The following is a 16,868-nucleotide window of genomic DNA, read 5'->3' on the forward strand; positions in this document are numbered from 1 at the left end:
GGTTCGCCGCTTCACCGCTACAACGCGGATGGGGTTCTGTCGCTCGGCAGGCAGGGCCGAAGCCACCGCCGCCGCGTGAGGTGCAATCTGGCGGCTGCGGCGTGCAGCGGGCGTGAACGGATCGGCGATCCGTTCAGGGATGCCCTCAATCGCGCATCAGCGTGGATTTGCCGAACAGGCTTTCCACCAGGTCCACGGCCAGTTCGGCGGTGGCGTTCTGCTTGTCCAGCAGCGGATTGAGCTCGACGATATCCAGCGACCCCATGCGCCCGCTGTCGGCGATCATTTCCATCACCAGCTGCGCTTCGCGGTAGTTCACCCCGCCCGGCACCGTGGTGCCGACGCCGGGTGCGATGCTCGGGTCGAGGAAGTCGACATCGAAGCTGACATGCAGATGGGTGCTGTCATCGATTCCGGCCAGCGCGGCCTCCACGGTGCGCTTCATGCCGTTCTCGTCGATGTAGCGCATGTCGTAGACGTCGACCTTGTGGGTCTTGATCAGGCGCTTCTCTTCCGGGTCCACCGAGCGGATGCCGATCTGGTGCACCTGGGCGGGCGTGATTGCCGGCGCACTGCCGCCCAGACGGGTCAGTGCCTCCGGCCCCAGCCCGCACAGGCAGGCCACCGGCATGCCGTGGATGTTGCCCGACGGCGTGACATCACTGGTGTTGAAGTCCGAGTGTGCATCCAGCCACAGCACGCGCAGGGTCTTGCCCTGCTCGCGGCACCAGCGGGCCACTGCGGTGATCGAGCCGATGCCCAGGCAATGGTCGCCCCCGAGCATGATCGGCATGCGCCCGGCCTGCAGCTCGGCATAGCTGGCCTCCATCAGTGCATGGTTCCAGGCCACCACCTCGTCCAGATGGCGGTAGCCTTCGACCGGCGCGGTCCACGGATTGCGCGGGCCATCCAGATTGCCCAGGTCACGCACATCCACACCGCGCGCCGCCAGCGCCTCCGGCAGGCCCGCCACGCGCAGCGCTTCCGGCCCCAGCCGCGCACCCCGATGGCCGGCACCGACATCGGTGGGGACGCCGATCAACGAGACGGAAATGGGATGGGCCATGGGTGCCTCCTGCAACGGAAAAAGAGGCACAGTCTAGCCAGAGCTGTGTGACACGACTCGCGGCGGTGCAGCAGGCAGACGCGGTCAGCGGTGGCGAATCGGTGTCAGGGTCTGCACCTGGCCGTTGTTGCGCATCATGCACAGGAAGCGGCCATCGGGATAATCGATGATCAGTTCCTGGTAGTCGCTCCCCACCGGCACCTGGGTCACCAGCGTGCCCTGCGCGGCCTTGCTCATGTTGCAGGCGCCCAGCGCGGTATCGCCCGCAGGCGCGCCCGATGCCGACATCGAGACGTTCCGGAACACCGCACGGCAACCGCCGTTGACCCAGACCGATTGACGCGAAAGACCCCAGTTCTGGCCCTGCTCGCAGCGCGTGTGGCTGAGCTGGCGCGCGATCTCCACAGTGCCACGGGTATCCATGTCGCACGACACCTGGCGTTGATCGGTGGACTCGCAGGTCACCTCGCGCGGCAACGCTGTGTCGGAATCGGCACGGCTGGGCGCCTTTGGCCGGGATGGCGAAGGCACACCCCCGCTGCTGACCTGGCACACCCCGTTGGCGCCGCCGTGGCCGGTGTAGCTGACCTGGGGGGTGCCCTCGTCATTCGTACTGACCGACAGGGTCACGCCGCTCTGTGCATCGCGCGCCTCGAAGTAGCGGTCGTTGAAGCGCTGCAGCGTGGCCTCGCGCCCCTGTACGTAGACCGGGCCGCCTTCGTCTGCGTGCACATCGATCCCGCCCGGGCAGCGGGCGTTGAAGAAGGGAACACCCGCCATGACGGGAGCCGCGAATGCGGTGGTGAACAGTGCGACGGTGAGCGACAGGCCATGACGACGCATGAGCGGATTCCAGGGAAACCCAGGCTGGGCGGATAGCGGCAGTATGACGTCGGCCGCAGTGCCGATCCGTGAGGAGCATCAGGATCCGGGCTGCGCTTGCCGGCATTTGCCGTTAGCATCGTGCTGCCGCGCTTTGCCGCACCGGTTAAGCCAGCTTTACTTCGCGTGTGCCGCGTCCATTGCCGGGGGTGGGATCACTGGAGTTCAGCCATTGCGAAGGCCTCGCGCAGGATGTCGCTTTTGCCTTTACATCGCGCCAAACAGGCCAAAAGCGATAATTCATTTTTCCTTTCGAATCGCACGAAGTCATTGGAAAGAATGACTGGCGGGCGGTGTTTGCGCGTGCGCATGATGAATCGCCACCGACAACGGGTGGCCCGGGCTCCAATCCCGGAAGTCGATGTTGTTTACGCTTGTCAGTCGGCGCCACCTGTCTCGGGGTGGCGCCGGCTGGCAATCCGTCTGCCGATCTACGGCGGGCGGTGCGTGGGGGCCTTGTGCCCGCCGGTTCATCGACTCCGGTATTGGAACCACGCATCGTCCGCCACCCTCTGCGGGTGGCGCCTCTGTTCCGCATGAGGATGTCCCATGACCGCACCCCGTTACCCCTATCTGCTTGCCACCCTGGGCGATGCCGCCGAGCGCCTGCCCCGCGAACTGGCAGAGCCGTTGGAAGCTGCGCTTTCCGCTGCCGTTGATCTGCCTGAGCCGATCACGCTGGTGGGCTGCCTGCAGCGCATCCGCAGCGGCGATGCCGCCGATGGTCAACCGTGGAAGGGCCCCGTGCCCAGCCCAGGCCAGGGCGTGACCCGTGCGCGTACCGACCGCGCCGCCGCCGGCCTGATCACGCTGCTGGAGGTATTCCACGCCGCCGAGCGCGTACGTGTGGATGGCGCCGAAAAGGACGACATCGGCGACGGCACGCGCGAAGGCCTGCTGCTGGCCTGCCGTGGGCTGGCGGAGTATGTGGAGCTGCAGTTGCACGCGGCATGAGCCGCGCCGCCACGCCCGCCGATTGTTCTGATTCGGCAAATAGTGATGGCGCTTTATAGGCGTTTATCCGCCCAATGCCGAGGACTACCTTGAGGCTCATCGATCCCCTTCTGGAGAATCCCATGAGCAAGCGCAATGCCGTTTTCCCGGCCGGCCGGCAGGACCTGTACACCTCGCAGACCTATTCGGCTGCGATCCAGTCGGGTGACCTGCTGTTCGTGTCCGGCCAGGTGGGCAGCCGCAGCGACGGGACACCCGAGCCCGACTTCGAGGCGCAGGTCCGCCTGGCCTTCGCGAACCTGGAGGCAACCCTGAAGGCCGGTGGTTGCGGGCTTGACGACATCGTCGACGTGACCACCTTCCATACGGACCCGCAGAACCAGTTCGGAACCGTCATGACCGTAAAGAGCGAGGTGTTTCCCGAGAAGCCCTATCCCAACTGGACGGCGGTAGGCGTCAACTGGCTTGCCGGGTTCGACTTCGAGATCAAGGTGATCGCCCGCATTCCGGGCTGAGCCTGCCGCCTCCGGGAGATCGTGTGCGCGAGCGCGTGCCGCTCAGGCAGCGGTCGCGAAATCAGGACTCCGCTCGCCGGACAGCGCCCGATAGGGCAAGTGCGATATCGCCCAGTGCCTTGGCAATGAAGGCCGAATCGCCGTCGCTTTCGACGATGCAGGCATCGAGATAGGCGGCCATTTCTTCAGGCGTGCGGAGATGCGTGGCCACGTCAAATGCTTCGAGTTCACTCTTCTTTTTGACAGCCATGCGTATGCGACTCCGGCGCCTGGCAAACGCGCTGCAATTCGCCACAGGAGAAAGAACGCTGCGGAAGCGAGCGACTGCGGGATGGTGCCGCTTATCCGAATCGAACGGATGACCTACTGTTTACAAGTCGGCGGGTGGATAGCTTGCCATGATTTGAAATCGGATGGCCCGGGGCCGCTTACACCGAGGAAAAACCGCGACTTAATGAGGCTTCAGGGGCACAAACGGCGCGTCTGAACACGGCACCTTGTGGTGCGAATCCGTGTCCGTGCCGTGGCCCCGCCACCCACGGAGCCAGCATGAAGTCGAAGATCACCCAGTCCCTCGTCGAAAGGACCCCGAAGCCCGACCAGGGCAAGTCGGTCCTATACGCCGACACCGAGATGCGGGGGTTCTACCTCATCGTCACCCCCACCAAGCGCAGCTTCTACGTCCAGTCCCTCGTCAACGGGCGTCAGGTCAGGACAAAGCTGGGCGACCACCCGGCGATGGATGCCAAGCAGGCCCGAGACGCCGCCCGACAGACGCTGGTAGGCATGCGCGGCGGCACCAACCCGAACGAGGAGCGCCGAAAGGCCAAGGCGCGCGGCATCACCTTGCGGGAGGGGCTGGACCTGCACCTGAACTCCCGGCGGCTGGCGGACAAGACCCGCAGCGGCTACGAGTACCATGTCACCTACTACCTCAAAGACTGGCTGGACAGGCCGCTGGCCGAGATCGGCGCGGACCGTCAGGGCGTGCGCGAGCGCCACCGCCGGATCACCGAGAGGAGCGGCGCCACCTCGGGCGACAACACCATGCGGGTGCTGCGCTCGGTCTACAACCGCGCACTGCGACAGTTCCCCGACCTGCCACCGAACCCGGTGGGCAACGTGGACATGAACGGCATGCGCCGACGGGAGGTGGACGCCAGCCCCGACAAGCTCAAGGCATGGGGCAAGGCGGTCCTGTCGCTGGGCAACCCGGTGCGCCGCGACCTCCAACTGTTCATGCTGCTTTCGGGCATGCGCCGGACGGCATCCTGCGAGGCGAGGCGCGCGGATCTCGGCGATGGCCACCTGCACGTGCCGAACCCCAAGGGCGGCGCGGCCAAGAAGTTCGATCTGCCGCTGTCGTCTGCGCTCGCCGACCTGCTCGCTCACCGCGAGGTGGAGGCCGACGGCGTGAGGCGCAAGACGTCCTACCTGTTCCCAGCCGACTCGGCGTCGGGCCGGGTGGCGGAGGTCCAGCAGCACGAGCTGGGCGACCTCACCGGCCACGCGCTGAGGCACGCATACGCATCCCTCGCGTTGCAGGCGGGTGTACCACTGCTGGAGCTGCGGTTTCTGCTGAACCACAGCGTGTCCAGCGGCGGCGTCACGATGGGATACCTGCACCCGTCGATCGACCACCTGCGCGAGCATCAGGAACGCGCGTCGAAGTACATCATCGATGCCCTCGGCCTCGTGCACGAGCCGGGCACATGGCCGCCGAGGCTGTCCACCTGATCCGCGGTCGGCGCGCCAATACGTACAAGGCGATGAAACGAAAGGGCCACCTCGACGGTGGCCCTTTTTCGCACACGGCGGGAGAACGCAGTCAGCCGTCGGATGGCACGGGCGCAACCACCCGAACCGTGGACAGCGCCTCGGCCGACTGCTTCTCATCCATGTCGGCCGGGTGGTGCTTCTGACGCGGCGGCACCTCGACGCCCTCCTTGCGCATGTCGTTGGCGTACCAGCGAACGCTCTTTGCAGTCGCCGCCGCGCCCTCGATCTGCGCGTTGACCATGTCCGCCACCAGCGCGTGCGGGTAGCCCGCTGGGTCCATCAGGATCGCGCGTGCGAGCGCACCGACGCCGAGCCCGCGCGGCTTTTTCTCGTTCGCTTCGGGCGTCTCGACGAAGCCGGCCTTCGGCTCTGCGCGCTTCGCGGTCGCCTTGGGCTTCTTCGGCTGCCCGAGCGAGGCGAGGTCGATGTTTTTGTCGGCCGCGATCTGCTCGATCCTGGTTACGAGCTTGCCCCGGGTCGCGAAGGTTTTGGGGCCTGCGGGCTTGTCGGCGATCCGGTTGTGCAGGGCCAGCAGTTCCTTGGTGGGCCTTTCTTCCAGCTTCATGGCGTTCTCCTAAGCGTTGGTGGGCACGCAGGCATTAGGTCGCGGTTCCCTCGATCCGGGAGCCCCCCCTTGACCAGCCCTGTGTACGCTGTACACTGATTCTGTGAATGATGTTCACAGGGCATGAGCGTGACTGAACAGACCGATGAATTGGTGGGGATAGGGGAGATCGCCGAGATAGCCGGGGTGTCGCGTCAAGCAGTCGCCAATTGGCGGGTGCGGGCAGCCGACTTCCCTACTCCGGTTACGGAGCTAGGTTCTGGGCCGATCTTCCGGCGATCGCAAATTCGAACTTGGCTAAGGCGAAACAAAAGGAATACTCCGATGGCGCATGTGATTTCTACGATCAACTTGAAAGGTGGTGTGGCGAAGACGACTACGTCCGTAGCCTTGGCAGAAGTCTTCTCAGCAGAGATGCGGAAGAAGGTCTTGGTCATCGACCTCGACCCGCAAACCAATGCAACCATCATGTTGCTTGGGGAAGACAAGTGGCTTGAGCTGAATGACCGAGGGCACACGCTCGCTCAGTTGTTTAAGGACGCAATGAATCCTGATGTAAAGAAGTTCGACCTGGACGCCACGCTTCAGAAGCGGGTAGGCGATGTCCATGAGGCCAGGACCATCGACCTACTGCCGTCGAGCCTGGATTTGATTGATGTGCAGGATCAACTCGCGTCCGCGCCATCGGGGAAGTTCTACGCCGTGAACCCTGTCGAACTTCTTTGGCGGGCAGTCAAATCAAGACTGGATGACTACGACATCGTCATTGTCGATTGCCCGCCGAACTTGGGCATCGTCACTCTGAATGGTCTACGCCTGTCGGACGCCTACATCATTCCGACTATTCCTGACCACCTCTCGACCTACGGTATCCCTCAGATCGTGACCCGCGTTGGTGAATTCGCACAGGCAATTGGTGAGGAGATTGACCCGTTAGGTATCGTCATCACCAAGTACCAAGCCAACTCGACGGTGCACAACACCGTACTGAGGCAACTCCAGACGGATGCAAACTTCCCCGATGTGTACGCGACGAAGATCAAGCAAACCAACACAGCGTCGGCGGCAGCGGAGTACACCGCGCATAAAAGAACGCTTAGGCAGAAGTACGGCTCCGATCCAAATGGCCTGACCTCGACCTTCATCGAGTTGGCTCAGGAGATTTGGAGCGATCTGGAGGGAGAGTCGTGAGTCTTAGAAACACACTCAATCGCTTGATCCGTGTGGTGATCGAGGAGGCGGAGCGCAACCCCGACTTCGAGGCTGCACTTACCGACGCCTTGGACTCGGCATCAAGTAGGCGCAAGTCAGCAAGAGCGGAAAGCCCAAGACAAGTGGATGCGAACGAGGCAAAGCGCGGGAAGAATCGGCGCGCTCCTGCCGTGCTCGATCCTGTTCAGGTCGCACGCGACAGCGAATCGGGCCTACGTAGCGCACTCGAAAAGCTATCCCTGGATCAACTTCGAGACATCGTTGCCGAGTATGGAATGGATCCTGGTCGACTTGTGATGAAATGGAACACGCCAGAGCGCGTAATCGAGAGGATCGTCGAGATGTCAGTCGCGAGAGCGCACAAGGGCAACGCCTTTCGTAAGTCCCCTGACGACCCCGCACCTCTGGCCACTGATGTAGATGAAACGCCACCCTTCGATGCCCAAGTAGTGAGTGATCCTCCAAAAGGATCATGAAAAAGAAGGGGATGCCGTGAAGACATCCCCTCCGAAACACGGCCGGGCCACCCGTTGCCCTCTGCGCACCTAACCAACCCGGCCGGGTTTGCTCGGATCAGGCCGGGAGGAAGGCCAGGTGCGCCATCCCCGACCCCAGGGCGTCCGCCCGGCGCTTGGTCTCGCGGTCCACGTACAGGTCCAGCGCGCGGCAGTAGGGCTGACCGGCCAGGGCCGCGGCCTCGTCGAATTGCTCGGAGCCGACGGCCACGCCGTTGCGGGCGGCGGCGGCCTCCAGCTCGGGGAACGGGTCGCAACGGTGCTGGATCGCCGCGACCAGCGCCGCGAGCGCCAGCATCGCCGGGTGGCACGGCGGGTAGTGGGCGCGTCGGTCAGTCATCGCCGTCGCCCCCGATCAGGTCGTGGTCGATGTCGCGCTCGCGCATGGCGAGCTGCACCGAGCTCAGCGGGTTGGACTTGCCGGCGTTCCAGGCGCGGATGGCGACCAGGATGCCCTGGAGGCGCGCGTCGCCCAGCTTGATGTACTCCTGCACCTTCAGGAAGTCGTCCTGCTTCATCGCGGTCGCCAGCTCCACGGGGCCGACCGGGCGGTCCTTGCTGGGCATGCGGTCGATCAGGGACAGCACGGCCGAGGCCAGGGCGACGTTGCGCGTGCCGACGGCGACCTGGGCCATGTGGCCGAGCTCGGCCGGGCCCGCGTGCTGGAGCTGCTGGAGGTACTCGGTGCGCTTCGGGTCGCCCAGGGCCGCGCGGGCCAGGACCTTCGCCGGGGAATCGTAGAACTGGCGCTGGCCGATCAGCTGGGCGTGCGGCGCGCCCGCGTCCTTGATGATCTTGTCGAGCTCGGCCTTGGAGTTGTCCTTGATCTCGCGGACGGTGGCGAGCGTCTCGGTCTCGGAGAAGCGCGCGACGTCGCCCATGCCGATGCCGGGCGCGCTCTTCCAGCGCGCGGCGATCTGCTGCTTGCGGGTCGCGATGTCCTTGTTCAGCCGCTCGATCGCGGTGAGGGCGCGCTTGTGCAGCAGGTCCAGGGTCGAGGCGAGCTCGCCGATCTGCTGTGCGCTGAGGAGGAGGGTGTCGCTGAGGGTGATCTTCATGGCTCGTGTGCTCCGGTGGGTTGTGGTCCTCCGGTCGCCTGTCACGAGCGCATCCCCGGCCTCGGGGTGGTCTGCGCGCCAATGCGCTGACCGGATGCGTTCAATGTGTCGGGGTGCGCTGGCCGTGAACGCCATCGTTCTCCGGACGTGTTTCCCTCGAAGCTGCCGTCGTCACTGCGGCTTGCGGATCATGGGCTTGGCGTGGCGCCGCCCGCCGATGGAATGTTAGAGGGCTGAAGTCGTCGCAGGATTTGCGACGCGCCCATGGTTTCATCTAGCTGCATCGAACCGATGCGCACAGGGGGAGACAACGAATGGCGAACAATCTGATTGTGTCTTACGACCTGTACAGCCCAGGGCAGGATTACTCGAAGGTTATTGATGCGATCAAAGCCCTAGGCTCGTGGGCAAAGGTCCATAAGTCCGTCTGGTACGTCAATTCCAACTACACGGCAGCCCAGGCCGTTGATAAAGTCTGGGCAACGATGGACCGCAACGATTCCCTGTTCGTGGCAGATGCCACCAACAACAATGCAGCTTGGCAGAACCTGAGTGACGAGGTCTCGAACCACATCAAGGATCAGTGGTTCAAATAGGAGGGTATTGACTGGGTGGCTGTGACTAGCTCCCGCGGTTGATGCTGCCATGCTCGCGCCGCGCCTCGTACTCCTGCGACATGCGCTCCCACTCGTCCGCGTCCAGGCGCGGCACCGGGCCGATGCAGGTCATCTCGCTGCGCCGGGCCAGGGCGTCGCGCCCGCCCATCGCCTGGACCGCGTCGGGCGCTGTGCCGTGGATCGCGTCCAGCATGCCGTCGATCTGGGCCGCGCGCTGCACCACCTCGGCCACCGTCAGCTTGTCACTCATCGTCCTGTTCCTCCTCCTGCGGCCGCGCCGCGTTGTACTTGGAGAGCAGCGCCACCAGCTGGGCGCGCTCGTCGGCGGGCATCGCCAGCAGGGCGTCGGCCGACAGGCCCGTGTCCTCGACCTTCACGCTCAGCCGGTCGGCCATCTGCTCGCCGTATCGGAACTTGAGAAGCACCTCCAGCAGGCGGTCGCTGTGCTTGCGCACCGTGAGCGGCCGCTCCTCGCCGGTCGTCGGGTCCGCGACGGTGGCGAGACGCCCCTGGTGGATCACAGGCTCGTCGTAGCCGATCGCAGCGCGCCTGTACGCCTCGTCCAGCAGCGCGTCCAGGGCGACCTCGATGGCCTTCTCCCAGCGGGTGCGGAACTCGATGTCGTTGGCCTTGTGGTAGAAGGCCGTCCGCCTGCTGATGCCCGCGGCGGCTGCGGCCTGCTTGGGCGAGCACGTGTCCTCCAGCACCTGGAAGAACAGCTCGCGCCGCTCGGGCGTGAAGGTGTTCGGGATGGAAAGCACGGCTGCGGTCTCCGGGGTAAAAAGTGGCTTACGTTGTGATGGTGTCGTGCTTACGCGCGCAGGCACGCCATCGTTCAAGCAACCGGATCAACGGCTTGGATGGCGTCGGCCATCCGATGCTCGATTAGGTGGCGCGCGTCGGTGGGATCGCGTGGCCTGTTTGCCTCGCGCGCGAGGGACACGGCACGCAAGGTTGGACGCATCCGTCCACGCGCTTTCGATGACGTGGAGGGGATCGCTTTTCGATTGTCGACCTGATTGTCACGTTCGTCGTCTATAGACTGACGAACGCCGTGACAATCGAATCCACCAGTGACTTTCGCTTTGACAATCGGGTGGCCGAAATCGGCCTAAGTGCTTGCCGCGCTTAGATTGTCGCGCTGACAATCGAAACTGACTTTCGGCGACAATCTGATTGTCACTGGGCGCGACAATCGAGCTCCGAAAGTCGCGTCCCGTGACAATCGAAAACGCGCGTTCACCCCTCCGTCCTGACCAGGATTCCGAGCTTCGGGTTGCGCGCGTCTATCGGCTCAAGCCACACCATGAACCCGTCGATCGTTGCCCTGGCGTTGCTGCGCCCGTCGGGCACGGCCTGCTCGATCTTGCGCCTCGCCGTCTTGTCCGAGACGCTGTCCCGCTCGCAGACGATCGCGGCCAGCTCCTTCAGCGGGATGCTGCCGCCGCGCTCGTTCGCCTCCTGACGAGCCAGCTCCAGGATCGGGGCCATGCTCCGGGCGAACTCACCCTCCGGAACGTCCATCACGGTGGGGCGCAGTACCAGGGAGTCGCCGACCTTCTCCAAGTTGAAGCGCATCGGGGACCCGCGCTCGGCGTCCTTCTGCTTCTTCACCGCGACCTTGATCGAGCGCCCGTCGGTGGCGCGCTCCACCTCGACAGTGGTGTCCATCGCGCCCAGTAGCGCCGAGCTGCCGCGCATGCCCTTTCCAAGGTCCTTGCCCGAGTGGTGGACCACGACCACCGCCGCGCCCGTGGCGTTGCGCAGCAGCTTCATGCTGGCGATGTAGCGGCCCATGTCCTTCGCAGAGTTCTCGTCGGCACCCGCAGCCGTCTGGTTGAGGGTATCGATGACGATCAGGCGCAGTGGGCCCAGCTCATCGGCCACGGCCTGGGCGAACGCGCGCACGCCGCCATCCTTCTCGGCCGCGAGGTTCAAGTCATCGCGCATGAGGTGCAGGTCGAACCTGCGGCCCTGCGCGCACCTGTCCAACTTCCAGGCGCGGAAGCGCTTGCCCAGACCGGGTGCGCCCTCCGCGGCGATGTACAGGACGCCGCCGCGATCGACGGGGCGGCCGTGCCAGTCGATCCCGCCCGCGATTGCCATCGAAATGTCCACCGCGAGGAACGACTTGCCCGACTCCGGCGCGCCGTAGATGGCGGCGAGGCTGCCCTCGGTCAGCACGCCGGGCACCAGCCACCTCGGTGGCGGCAGCGACTCCACGTCGTCCAGCGAAAGGAAGTTCCAGCGGCTGCGCTCCTCGGCCGGCTCGACCTCGTCCCACACGTCGAAGTCGTCGGCCGCGTCGGGCGGCGCGATCCCACCACCGACCTCACTGAGGAACATCTGCAGGGTCGCCGTGGTGACGGCCTCGTCCCTGTCGGCGTGCAGCGAGTCCCAGCGGCGTCCGACTTTCCACTCCTGGCCGCGGTAGTCGTCGTCGCCCATGCACCAGTCGATGAACTCCTGCCGCCCCTCGCCATTGGTCGCGAAGTGGCAGGCCATCATCAGGTCCCGCCAGCGGTCGTGCTGGTTCTCGCCGAAGTCGCACGGATCGAGCTGCTCCAGAGTCTTGGCGAGCTGTTCCGGGGTCAGCTCGCCCGCGCCGGTCGCCTGCGTCTTCGGGCGATCCGGCCTGCGCGCCTTCTCGACCAACCTTACGGGCAGGTCCGGCATGTCTGGTAGCGGCGGCGAATCAGGTGCCCAGCGGTACAGACCGCCGGTCGGATGCACGGAACCCGCCGCGACGACCTGGCGGCCGAGCGACTTCAGCTCCACGCCCTCGAAGCCGTCCAAGCTCTCCAGCAGCACGATGCCCGCGGGCTTGTGGAAGTAGAAGTGGTGGCCGGGGTGGGTCCGGTTGCCGGTCAGGACGTGCGGTGCCGAAGCGAGCGGTAGGTCGAACGCTGCGGCCAGCTCGGCCAGGCTGTCGCGCCCCGCAGGGAAGTTGCGCGGGTCCACGTCCACCACGACCACGTCGGCGGGCAGGCGCACGCCCAGGTTCAGGCCGTCGCGCCTCGCGCGCTCCAACACCTCGCCTCGGTCGTAGGCCCGCTCCTGCCACCGCTTGTCGGCGGGCATCTTGTCGCGGCGGCGCAGCGGGATCAGGTCGAGTCGGGCGCGGCGGTACTCGAACGCGGCCTCAAACGATGGCGTATCGGCGGGGCGCCGCTCGGCATCATTGATCCCGTGAGCTCTGGCAGGCTCCGTCTCCCGGTCGCTTGTACCCTTGCGCCCACGGTCTCGCACGCCGTGGGCGTTTTCTTCTGCGGCCATCGGTCAGTCCTCCGCGTTGGCGGTGCGGGCGGCGAGCATCGCCATCGCGGCGCGCCGGACGCCTTCGCCCATCGGCTGGCCCTTCGCGTAGTCGCGCAGGTCGCCCAGCTTGTAGCGGATCAGCTTCGGCCCGACGCGGGTGAACGCGGGGCCGCCGCCTTGGCAGCGGTACCACGCGAGCGTGCCGTACTTCAGGCGCAGGAAGGCCGCCGCCTCCTGGGAGGTCAGCAGCGAGTCGTCGGGTAGTGCGTGGAGCTCGGCGAGCTCAACGGGGGAGAACTTCTTCGGTTCGTAGGCCATCTTCTGGACTCCGTGCAGGTGCGATCCCCACGCGGCGAAATGCCGTGCGGGGACTGCCTGCTGTGCGTCGCAGAGATGGACCCGTTTGCTCCCCTCAGTCGGCGGGGCGGGCCTCGGTCTTCTAGGCCACCGAAAGGCTGGCGTCGGCGGCTGGTGGCGCCGACGAATCAAATACTGCCAGAGGTGCGCTCACCCTGATACCAGCACTTCGCCCGGACTCCCCGGTGAGTCCGTGTCGTCCGGTTCGGCCCGGGCTGCTCGGTATCAGGCCGCGCGGCCCCGAACGCGACACGGGCCGCCTAGTGAGGCCGTGCGGCTATTGAACCCCAACAAGCTGTCGCTTGTAGATGTCCTTCTTCTGCACAGAATCCCAATAGCGTGCAGTCTCAACCTGGATTGTGGTCAACGACGTAATGGTCAGCCGCTGCACCTGCTCCGTAAGCTTGAGCGGGAAGCGGACCATGACCTTCCCATCGTCGGTACGAAGTTCCAGCCTACCCGTGTCGGTGATGCCGGCAACCCTGCCGGTGATCGTCTCCAGATAGCGCTCTGGCTCTCGGATGGTATCGAGCAACGCGCGAATACGGACGATCTCATCGGGGCGCCCCTCCCAGAATTGACGCCCACGCGGAGACTGCCACGTGAACTGCGCAGCGAAGCCTCCCTGATCCAACTCTTTCATGAATTCGCCAAGCTGGTGCGCAGACCTGCCGCCCACGGCATCCACAGCATCATAGAACTCGTCTTGGCGCGCATTAAGCAGACGGAATACCTGAGTTAGCGTCGCCTGTAATAGGCTCTCGCCCGTCAAATCAGGCATCGCATTGCCAGTAACGAAAATGCGGGTCGAACCATGACCAATGCCGGCCAGCTTTAGATTGAGAGCACTGACAACATCAGCACCCGCAGCTCTCGCTGCGTCATTTCCATAACGGAGCCGATGTGCAGCGAGCTTCCACGCCTTCGACAATGGATCCATTGCACGGATGAACCAATCGAGGGAGACGCTGCCGTTTGCCCTTGGCCCCAACAGCCGCAGATCAACCAGCTCCCCAGCTTCTTCGGCATCTTCAAGCATGAGTTGATGCGTCACAGCACGCACCGCGTCTTCTTGATTCTTTGCCGCAATCCGTAGGAAGAAATCGTCAGGCGATGATTGAGCGCGGTCGGCCGTCTCCTTGGCGAACTTGGAGAGCGCGTCAGCGTGTTCTCGCAGGAACTTGCTCGTCATAGGTTCACCTCCGCAAAACCCTTGGCCGTCACCCGGTCATGACCGAAACCTAGAACACCTCGCCAGTATGCCTCCTCGTGGAATCCTCCCCCAGGCGGCGTTGCGACAACGTATAGGTCAAGGCCATACAGGTTTTCTGCCGTTGCGCGGTCCAGTAACGTCTGTACCTGCTGCTGGTTCGCAGGAGTAGCACCTACTGGGGACGCCCATCCTGGGTTCCACAGAACGCAATCGATATCTCCAGGATCTGGCTTTTCAGTCAGAAAAGAACCATCCAACCACAATGTGCCGCCAAGGCCACAAGCCTGAAGTGCTCCGGCCCACGTAGTAAGCTTTTGGAACAGATCCGCCCGCCGCATATCCCCGGCGAATGGGGCCACGGCAAGCGCATGCAATGCAGGCAAGGTCAGATTGTGCATCCCCGGAGCAAGCAGCGCCGGAAAGTCAGGCTTCGCCATTTATCCCCCTGTCCAGTCCTTCCTGAACCAGATAGGGAAGTTTCGCCTAGCCGAACGGTGATGTCGAGTCGGTCCTGTCCCTATAGACATGCCCCGACCCATGCGTCGGCGACATTGTCCCGCCCCTCAAGGATCACGTTCTTGCCGCCCGAAACGAAGCGCCGAAAGCCGGTGTATCCGCCGAACTCGCTCTTGGCGTTGACCCGGCCGCAGGCGACCACGCCGAACTCCTCGGTGTAGTTGGCGCGCACGTCCCGGAACTGCGCGGCGTTCGGGTCCTTCAACTCGCCCCTCACTGCGCGCTCTGCCGCCACGATCGTCTCGGCACCGAACCACTTCTCCTGCTGCGCCTTCTTCTCCGCAGCCGTCATGGGACGCTCTGGCTCGGGCTTAGTCGCCTCGGGCTGGTGGGCCTGCTTCTGCGGCGCCTCGGCCACCGCGGCGGGCGCGGCAGCGACAACAGGCTCGCTGCGCGGCACCAGCTTCGACCCGATCCAGGCCAGAACCACCAGAACGACCAGAAGAACCCCTATCCGCTTCATGCACTCCCCCTCCCATGAGCAACGCAAGTAAATAGTCTATTTTGGACTAATCCAATACAGACTCTAGCGTGCGGTGACCAGCCTGTCACCGCACGATGGCCCAATCGACCCACAACCCCGACTACCAGCTACTGCTGACCGTCCTGAAGGCGGCCCGCAAGCGGGCGGGAGTGTCGCAGATCGACTTGGCCGAGCGGCTGGGGAATACGCAGACCTTCGTATCGAAGTGCGAGCGTGGGGAGCGGCGCATCGACGCCGTTGAACTGGTCGAGTTCGCCGAGGCTCTCGGCTTGCCGCCGCTCGGACTGCTGGGCGAGTACCTGGAGCAGCGCGCGGCCAAGCTGGAACCGAAGTCCAGAAAGAGCAGCGCGAAGCGGCGCTGACCACGGGGATGGCACGTCCGACTTACTTGAAGCACCATTTGGATAAAAGTCACCTCGGACCGAAAAAAATGCAAAAGCTTTCCAGCTTTGGTGACATTCGCCAGACAGGGTTTTGCGTTCACTGTGGGGGTTCAACGGAATCGCTGGATCACGCGCCTTCAAAAGTGTTCTTAGACATTCCGTACCCTCCTACTCGCCCCACGCTGCCCAGTTGCACCGAATGCAACAACCAGCTGTCCTCCGACGAAGAGTACTTGGCTTGCTTCATTGAATGTGTCATTTGCGGAACAACTGAACCCGCATCGCTCGGACGCGAGAAGATCGCCAAAGCCTTGCGGCGAAATAACAAGCTTAGACAGTTGATCGAGACGTCTAGGATCCAGACGGAGCCTGGGGAAGATGCACCGCTAGTGTGGATGCCTGATGAGGCCAGAGTCCAACAGGTCGTTTTGAAGTTGGCGCGATGCCATGCGGCCTATGAACTCAACGAACCTCAATTAAGTGCTCCCGACCACCTCTCGATCTTGCCTCTCCCGACTCTTTCAGAAGCTCAACGCGAACAATTTGAGACCCCGCCAGATAGTTCGGTGTGGCCTGAGGTCGGAAGCAGGGCTATGCAACGCCTATTGATCGCAGACGAAGCGTATTCAATGGGCTGGATCACCGTCCAAGAAGGCCGGTACAGGTACATGGCCATTGGAGCAGAAGCCGTCATGATCCGAGGCGTTCTAAGCGAGTACTTAGGCTATGAAGTGATCTGGGAGAACTGACCGTCCGCCCGAGTTTGGTGCCGCTTGTCCGAATCGAACGGACGACCTACTGATTACAAATCAGTTGCTCTACCGACTGAGCTAAAGCGGCGATGTCGTACTTCTCTTGCTCAAACCGTGTCCGGTTTGCCCCACAGTCTACGCGCTGGCGGGCCTAAAGCCTTGCCGCGCTTAGCCTTCCTGCCTGCCGCCACAACAACCGCGTCCGACTTACAAGACAGTTGCTCTACCAACTGAGCTAAAGCGGCATGGGTGACGCACCGGCGGCAGCGCCGCAGTGGGGGGATTCTAGCGCAGTCGCGCGCATTCCAGCGACTGTTGCCGGGCGGCGCCGCTGCGCTGCTGCACCTGCGCAGGCTGTGCGGTGCCGGCCAGCTGCCCGTCCAGCCACCACTGGCCGGCATCGCCGCTGGCCACCAGGCGCGGCTGGAAGCCGGCGGCCTGCACCGCAGCGACACGCCGCTCGGCGCCTTCGCGGTTGCGGTACTGGCCCAGCGCCACGGCGTTGGCGTCCTCACCCTGGCTGATGATGTAGTAGTCGCCCAGGCCCGCAGCGACGATGCGCTTGACCGTGGCCTGCGCCTCTTCTCGGCTGGCGGCGGCCGGCAGCAGCACGCGGTAGCGGGCACTGCCACTGGCGGCCGGCTGCTCGCGCAGGCGCGCCTGGCTGAGCAGTGTGCCGGCCCGGCCCTGCGCCGCGCTGGCGGCGGCACGATCGGCGAACGGACCCAGCGCGATGCGGCGC

At 64.4% G+C, this 16,868-nt stretch carries 22 protein-coding genes and 1 tRNA gene; 8 read left to right on the forward strand and 15 right to left on the reverse strand.

All coding sequences use genetic code 11. The features are described from left to right. Positions 1-145 precede the first annotated feature (145 nt). A complete protein-coding gene (rocF, locus tag ACVOKU_RS15795) occupies positions 146-1,066 on the reverse strand; it encodes an arginase (protein ID WP_053520148.1) in 921 nt (306 codons plus the stop codon). A gap of 84 nt (positions 1,067-1,150) precedes the next feature. Then, positions 1,151-1,909, reverse strand: a complete 759-nt coding sequence (locus ACVOKU_RS15800) for a DUF3011 domain-containing protein (protein WP_481560347.1) — start codon at positions 1,907-1,909, stop codon at positions 1,151-1,153. A 588-nt stretch (positions 1,910-2,497) separates the two neighbouring features. On the opposite strand from ACVOKU_RS15800, the gene ACVOKU_RS15805 reads away from it, so the two are divergent. Beyond that, on the forward strand, positions 2,498-2,902 hold the full coding sequence (locus ACVOKU_RS15805) for a hypothetical protein (RefSeq protein WP_481560348.1): 405 nt from the start codon (positions 2,498-2,500) through the stop codon (positions 2,900-2,902). Between the two features lie 122 nt (positions 2,903-3,024). Next, positions 3,025-3,417, forward strand: a complete 393-nt coding sequence (locus ACVOKU_RS15810; protein WP_053520150.1) for a RidA family protein — start codon at positions 3,025-3,027, stop codon at positions 3,415-3,417. Positions 3,418-3,478: 61 nt separating this feature from the next. Here the strand turns inward: ACVOKU_RS15810 and ACVOKU_RS15815 are convergent, their stop codons facing one another. Then, positions 3,479-3,667, reverse strand: a complete 189-nt coding sequence (locus ACVOKU_RS15815) for a helix-turn-helix domain-containing transcriptional regulator (RefSeq protein ID WP_481560349.1) — start codon at positions 3,665-3,667, stop codon at positions 3,479-3,481. Between the two features lie 299 nt (positions 3,668-3,966). Between ACVOKU_RS15815 and ACVOKU_RS15820 the strand changes: the two genes are divergently transcribed. Continuing rightward, the gene (locus ACVOKU_RS15820; RefSeq protein ID WP_481560350.1) at positions 3,967-5,154 is read left to right on the forward strand and encodes an integrase arm-type DNA-binding domain-containing protein; all 1,188 of its coding nucleotides are present in this window, start codon (positions 3,967-3,969) and stop codon (positions 5,152-5,154) included. A 91-nt stretch (positions 5,155-5,245) separates the two neighbouring features. Here the strand turns inward: ACVOKU_RS15820 and ACVOKU_RS15825 are convergent, their stop codons facing one another. Further along, complete coding sequence (locus tag ACVOKU_RS15825) at positions 5,246-5,761, reverse strand: hypothetical protein (RefSeq protein ID WP_481560351.1); 516 nt, start codon at positions 5,759-5,761, stop codon at positions 5,246-5,248. Positions 5,762-5,884: 123 nt separating this feature from the next. Here ACVOKU_RS15825 and ACVOKU_RS15830 point away from each other — a divergent pair, with 123 nt between their 5' ends. Both ACVOKU_RS15830 and ACVOKU_RS15835 read left to right on the forward strand, forming a co-directional pair. Further along, on the forward strand, positions 5,885-6,952 hold the full coding sequence (locus ACVOKU_RS15830; protein WP_227863869.1) for an AAA family ATPase: 1,068 nt from the start codon (positions 5,885-5,887) through the stop codon (positions 6,950-6,952). Beyond that, complete coding sequence (locus tag ACVOKU_RS15835) at positions 6,949-7,449, forward strand: hypothetical protein (RefSeq protein ID WP_227863868.1); 501 nt, start codon at positions 6,949-6,951, stop codon at positions 7,447-7,449. Before ACVOKU_RS15830 ends, ACVOKU_RS15835 begins: the two co-directional genes overlap by 4 nt. A gap of 97 nt (positions 7,450-7,546) precedes the next feature. On the opposite strand, the gene ACVOKU_RS15840 is transcribed toward ACVOKU_RS15835, so the two are convergent. Both ACVOKU_RS15840 and ACVOKU_RS15845 read right to left on the reverse strand, forming a co-directional pair. After that, positions 7,547-7,828 (reverse strand): hypothetical protein, encoded by a 282-nt coding sequence (locus ACVOKU_RS15840; RefSeq protein WP_232522534.1) that lies wholly within the window; start codon positions 7,826-7,828, stop codon positions 7,547-7,549. Next, a complete protein-coding gene (locus ACVOKU_RS15845; RefSeq protein ID WP_481560352.1) occupies positions 7,821-8,546 on the reverse strand; it encodes a hypothetical protein in 726 nt (241 codons plus the stop codon). The genes ACVOKU_RS15840 and ACVOKU_RS15845 overlap by 8 nt, the downstream gene beginning before the upstream one ends. Before the next feature lie 314 nt (positions 8,547-8,860). Between ACVOKU_RS15845 and ACVOKU_RS15850 the strand changes: the two genes are divergently transcribed. After that, positions 8,861-9,142, forward strand: coding sequence for a CRISPR-associated protein Cas2 (locus tag ACVOKU_RS15850; RefSeq protein ID WP_227863865.1), 282 nt, complete (start codon positions 8,861-8,863; stop codon positions 9,140-9,142). 25 nt (positions 9,143-9,167) lie between these two features. Here ACVOKU_RS15850 and ACVOKU_RS15855 read toward each other — a convergent pair whose 3' ends face one another. The 7 genes from ACVOKU_RS15855 to ACVOKU_RS15885 form a co-directional block, all read right to left on the reverse strand. Further along, a complete protein-coding gene (locus ACVOKU_RS15855; RefSeq protein ID WP_481560353.1) occupies positions 9,168-9,413 on the reverse strand; it encodes a hypothetical protein in 246 nt (81 codons plus the stop codon). Next, positions 9,406-9,924: a hypothetical protein gene (locus tag ACVOKU_RS15860; protein ID WP_481560354.1), complete on the reverse strand. Its 519-nt coding sequence runs from the start codon at positions 9,922-9,924 to the stop codon at positions 9,406-9,408. The genes ACVOKU_RS15855 and ACVOKU_RS15860 overlap by 8 nt, the downstream gene beginning before the upstream one ends. Before the next feature lie 478 nt (positions 9,925-10,402). Beyond that, positions 10,403-12,439: an AAA family ATPase gene (locus ACVOKU_RS15865; RefSeq protein ID WP_372168266.1), complete on the reverse strand. Its 2,037-nt coding sequence runs from the start codon at positions 12,437-12,439 to the stop codon at positions 10,403-10,405. Positions 12,440-12,442: 3 nt separating this feature from the next. Next, complete coding sequence (locus ACVOKU_RS15870) at positions 12,443-12,739, reverse strand: helix-turn-helix transcriptional regulator (protein WP_372168267.1); 297 nt, start codon at positions 12,737-12,739, stop codon at positions 12,443-12,445. A gap of 316 nt (positions 12,740-13,055) precedes the next feature. Further along, positions 13,056-13,970 (reverse strand): hypothetical protein, encoded by a 915-nt coding sequence (locus ACVOKU_RS15875; protein ID WP_372168268.1) that lies wholly within the window; start codon positions 13,968-13,970, stop codon positions 13,056-13,058. Then, positions 13,967-14,428 carry a DUF6932 family protein gene (locus ACVOKU_RS15880; RefSeq protein WP_372168269.1) on the reverse strand — a complete coding sequence of 154 codons (462 nt, stop codon included), beginning with the start codon at positions 14,426-14,428 and terminating at the stop codon, positions 13,967-13,969. The genes ACVOKU_RS15875 and ACVOKU_RS15880 overlap by 4 nt, the downstream gene beginning before the upstream one ends. Before the next feature lie 80 nt (positions 14,429-14,508). After that, positions 14,509-14,970, reverse strand: coding sequence for a hypothetical protein (locus tag ACVOKU_RS15885; RefSeq protein WP_372168270.1), 462 nt, complete (start codon positions 14,968-14,970; stop codon positions 14,509-14,511). 95 nt (positions 14,971-15,065) lie between these two features. Here ACVOKU_RS15885 and ACVOKU_RS15890 point away from each other — a divergent pair, with 95 nt between their 5' ends. Both ACVOKU_RS15890 and ACVOKU_RS15895 read left to right on the forward strand, forming a co-directional pair. Beyond that, entirely contained in the window at positions 15,066-15,353 is a 288-nt protein-coding gene (locus ACVOKU_RS15890; RefSeq protein WP_372168271.1) for a helix-turn-helix domain-containing protein, read from the forward strand. 8 nt (positions 15,354-15,361) lie between these two features. Then, positions 15,362-16,123, forward strand: coding sequence for a hypothetical protein (locus ACVOKU_RS15895; RefSeq protein ID WP_481560355.1), 762 nt, complete (start codon positions 15,362-15,364; stop codon positions 16,121-16,123). 15 nt (positions 16,124-16,138) lie between these two features. Here ACVOKU_RS15895 and ACVOKU_RS15900 read toward each other — a convergent pair. Together ACVOKU_RS15900 and ACVOKU_RS15905 are read right to left on the reverse strand one after the other, a co-directional pair. Next, positions 16,139-16,214: transfer RNA gene (locus ACVOKU_RS15900), tRNA-Thr, on the reverse strand. Positions 16,215-16,411: 197 nt separating this feature from the next. Continuing rightward, positions 16,412-16,868: SPOR domain-containing protein (locus ACVOKU_RS15905; protein ID WP_481560356.1), on the reverse strand; the 457-nt coding region annotated here is incomplete at its 5' end.

This window comes from Stenotrophomonas sp. STEN147, assembly GCF_056757995.1.

What these genes read in the sequence shown, in the direction of transcription:
- ACVOKU_RS15890 (WP_372168271.1), top strand. Translation starts at nt 15,066, where the DNA reads ATGGCCCAATCGACCCACAACCCCGACTACCAGCTACTGCTGACCGTC.
- ACVOKU_RS15800 (WP_481560347.1), bottom strand. Translation starts at nt 1,909, where the DNA reads ATGCGTCGTCATGGCCTGTCGCTCACCGTCGCACTGTTCACCACCGCA.
- ACVOKU_RS15875 (WP_372168268.1), bottom strand. Translation starts at nt 13,970, where the DNA reads ATGACGAGCAAGTTCCTGCGAGAACACGCTGACGCGCTCTCCAAGTTC.
- ACVOKU_RS15845 (WP_481560352.1), bottom strand. Translation starts at nt 8,546, where the DNA reads ATGAAGATCACCCTCAGCGACACCCTCCTCCTCAGCGCACAGCAGATC.
- ACVOKU_RS15865 (WP_372168266.1), bottom strand. Translation starts at nt 12,439, where the DNA reads ATGGCCGCAGAAGAAAACGCCCACGGCGTGCGAGACCGTGGGCGCAAG.
- ACVOKU_RS15820 (WP_481560350.1), top strand. Translation starts at nt 3,967, where the DNA reads ATGAAGTCGAAGATCACCCAGTCCCTCGTCGAAAGGACCCCGAAGCCC.
- ACVOKU_RS15815 (WP_481560349.1), bottom strand. Translation starts at nt 3,667, where the DNA reads ATGGCTGTCAAAAAGAAGAGTGAACTCGAAGCATTTGACGTGGCCACG.
- ACVOKU_RS15855 (WP_481560353.1), bottom strand. Translation starts at nt 9,413, where the DNA reads ATGAGTGACAAGCTGACGGTGGCCGAGGTGGTGCAGCGCGCGGCCCAG.
- rocF (WP_053520148.1), bottom strand. Translation starts at nt 1,066, where the DNA reads ATGGCCCATCCCATTTCCGTCTCGTTGATCGGCGTCCCCACCGATGTC.
- ACVOKU_RS15895 (WP_481560355.1), top strand. Translation starts at nt 15,362, where the DNA reads ATGGCACGTCCGACTTACTTGAAGCACCATTTGGATAAAAGTCACCTC.
- ACVOKU_RS15805 (WP_481560348.1), top strand. Translation starts at nt 2,498, where the DNA reads ATGACCGCACCCCGTTACCCCTATCTGCTTGCCACCCTGGGCGATGCC.
- ACVOKU_RS15825 (WP_481560351.1), bottom strand. Translation starts at nt 5,761, where the DNA reads ATGAAGCTGGAAGAAAGGCCCACCAAGGAACTGCTGGCCCTGCACAAC.
- ACVOKU_RS15870 (WP_372168267.1), bottom strand. Translation starts at nt 12,739, where the DNA reads ATGGCCTACGAACCGAAGAAGTTCTCCCCCGTTGAGCTCGCCGAGCTC.
- ACVOKU_RS15850 (WP_227863865.1), top strand. Translation starts at nt 8,861, where the DNA reads ATGGCGAACAATCTGATTGTGTCTTACGACCTGTACAGCCCAGGGCAG.
- ACVOKU_RS15830 (WP_227863869.1), top strand. Translation starts at nt 5,885, where the DNA reads ATGAGCGTGACTGAACAGACCGATGAATTGGTGGGGATAGGGGAGATC.
- ACVOKU_RS15885 (WP_372168270.1), bottom strand. Translation starts at nt 14,970, where the DNA reads ATGAAGCGGATAGGGGTTCTTCTGGTCGTTCTGGTGGTTCTGGCCTGG.
- ACVOKU_RS15810 (WP_053520150.1), top strand. Translation starts at nt 3,025, where the DNA reads ATGAGCAAGCGCAATGCCGTTTTCCCGGCCGGCCGGCAGGACCTGTAC.
- ACVOKU_RS15840 (WP_232522534.1), bottom strand. Translation starts at nt 7,828, where the DNA reads ATGACTGACCGACGCGCCCACTACCCGCCGTGCCACCCGGCGATGCTG.
- ACVOKU_RS15880 (WP_372168269.1), bottom strand. Translation starts at nt 14,428, where the DNA reads ATGGCGAAGCCTGACTTTCCGGCGCTGCTTGCTCCGGGGATGCACAAT.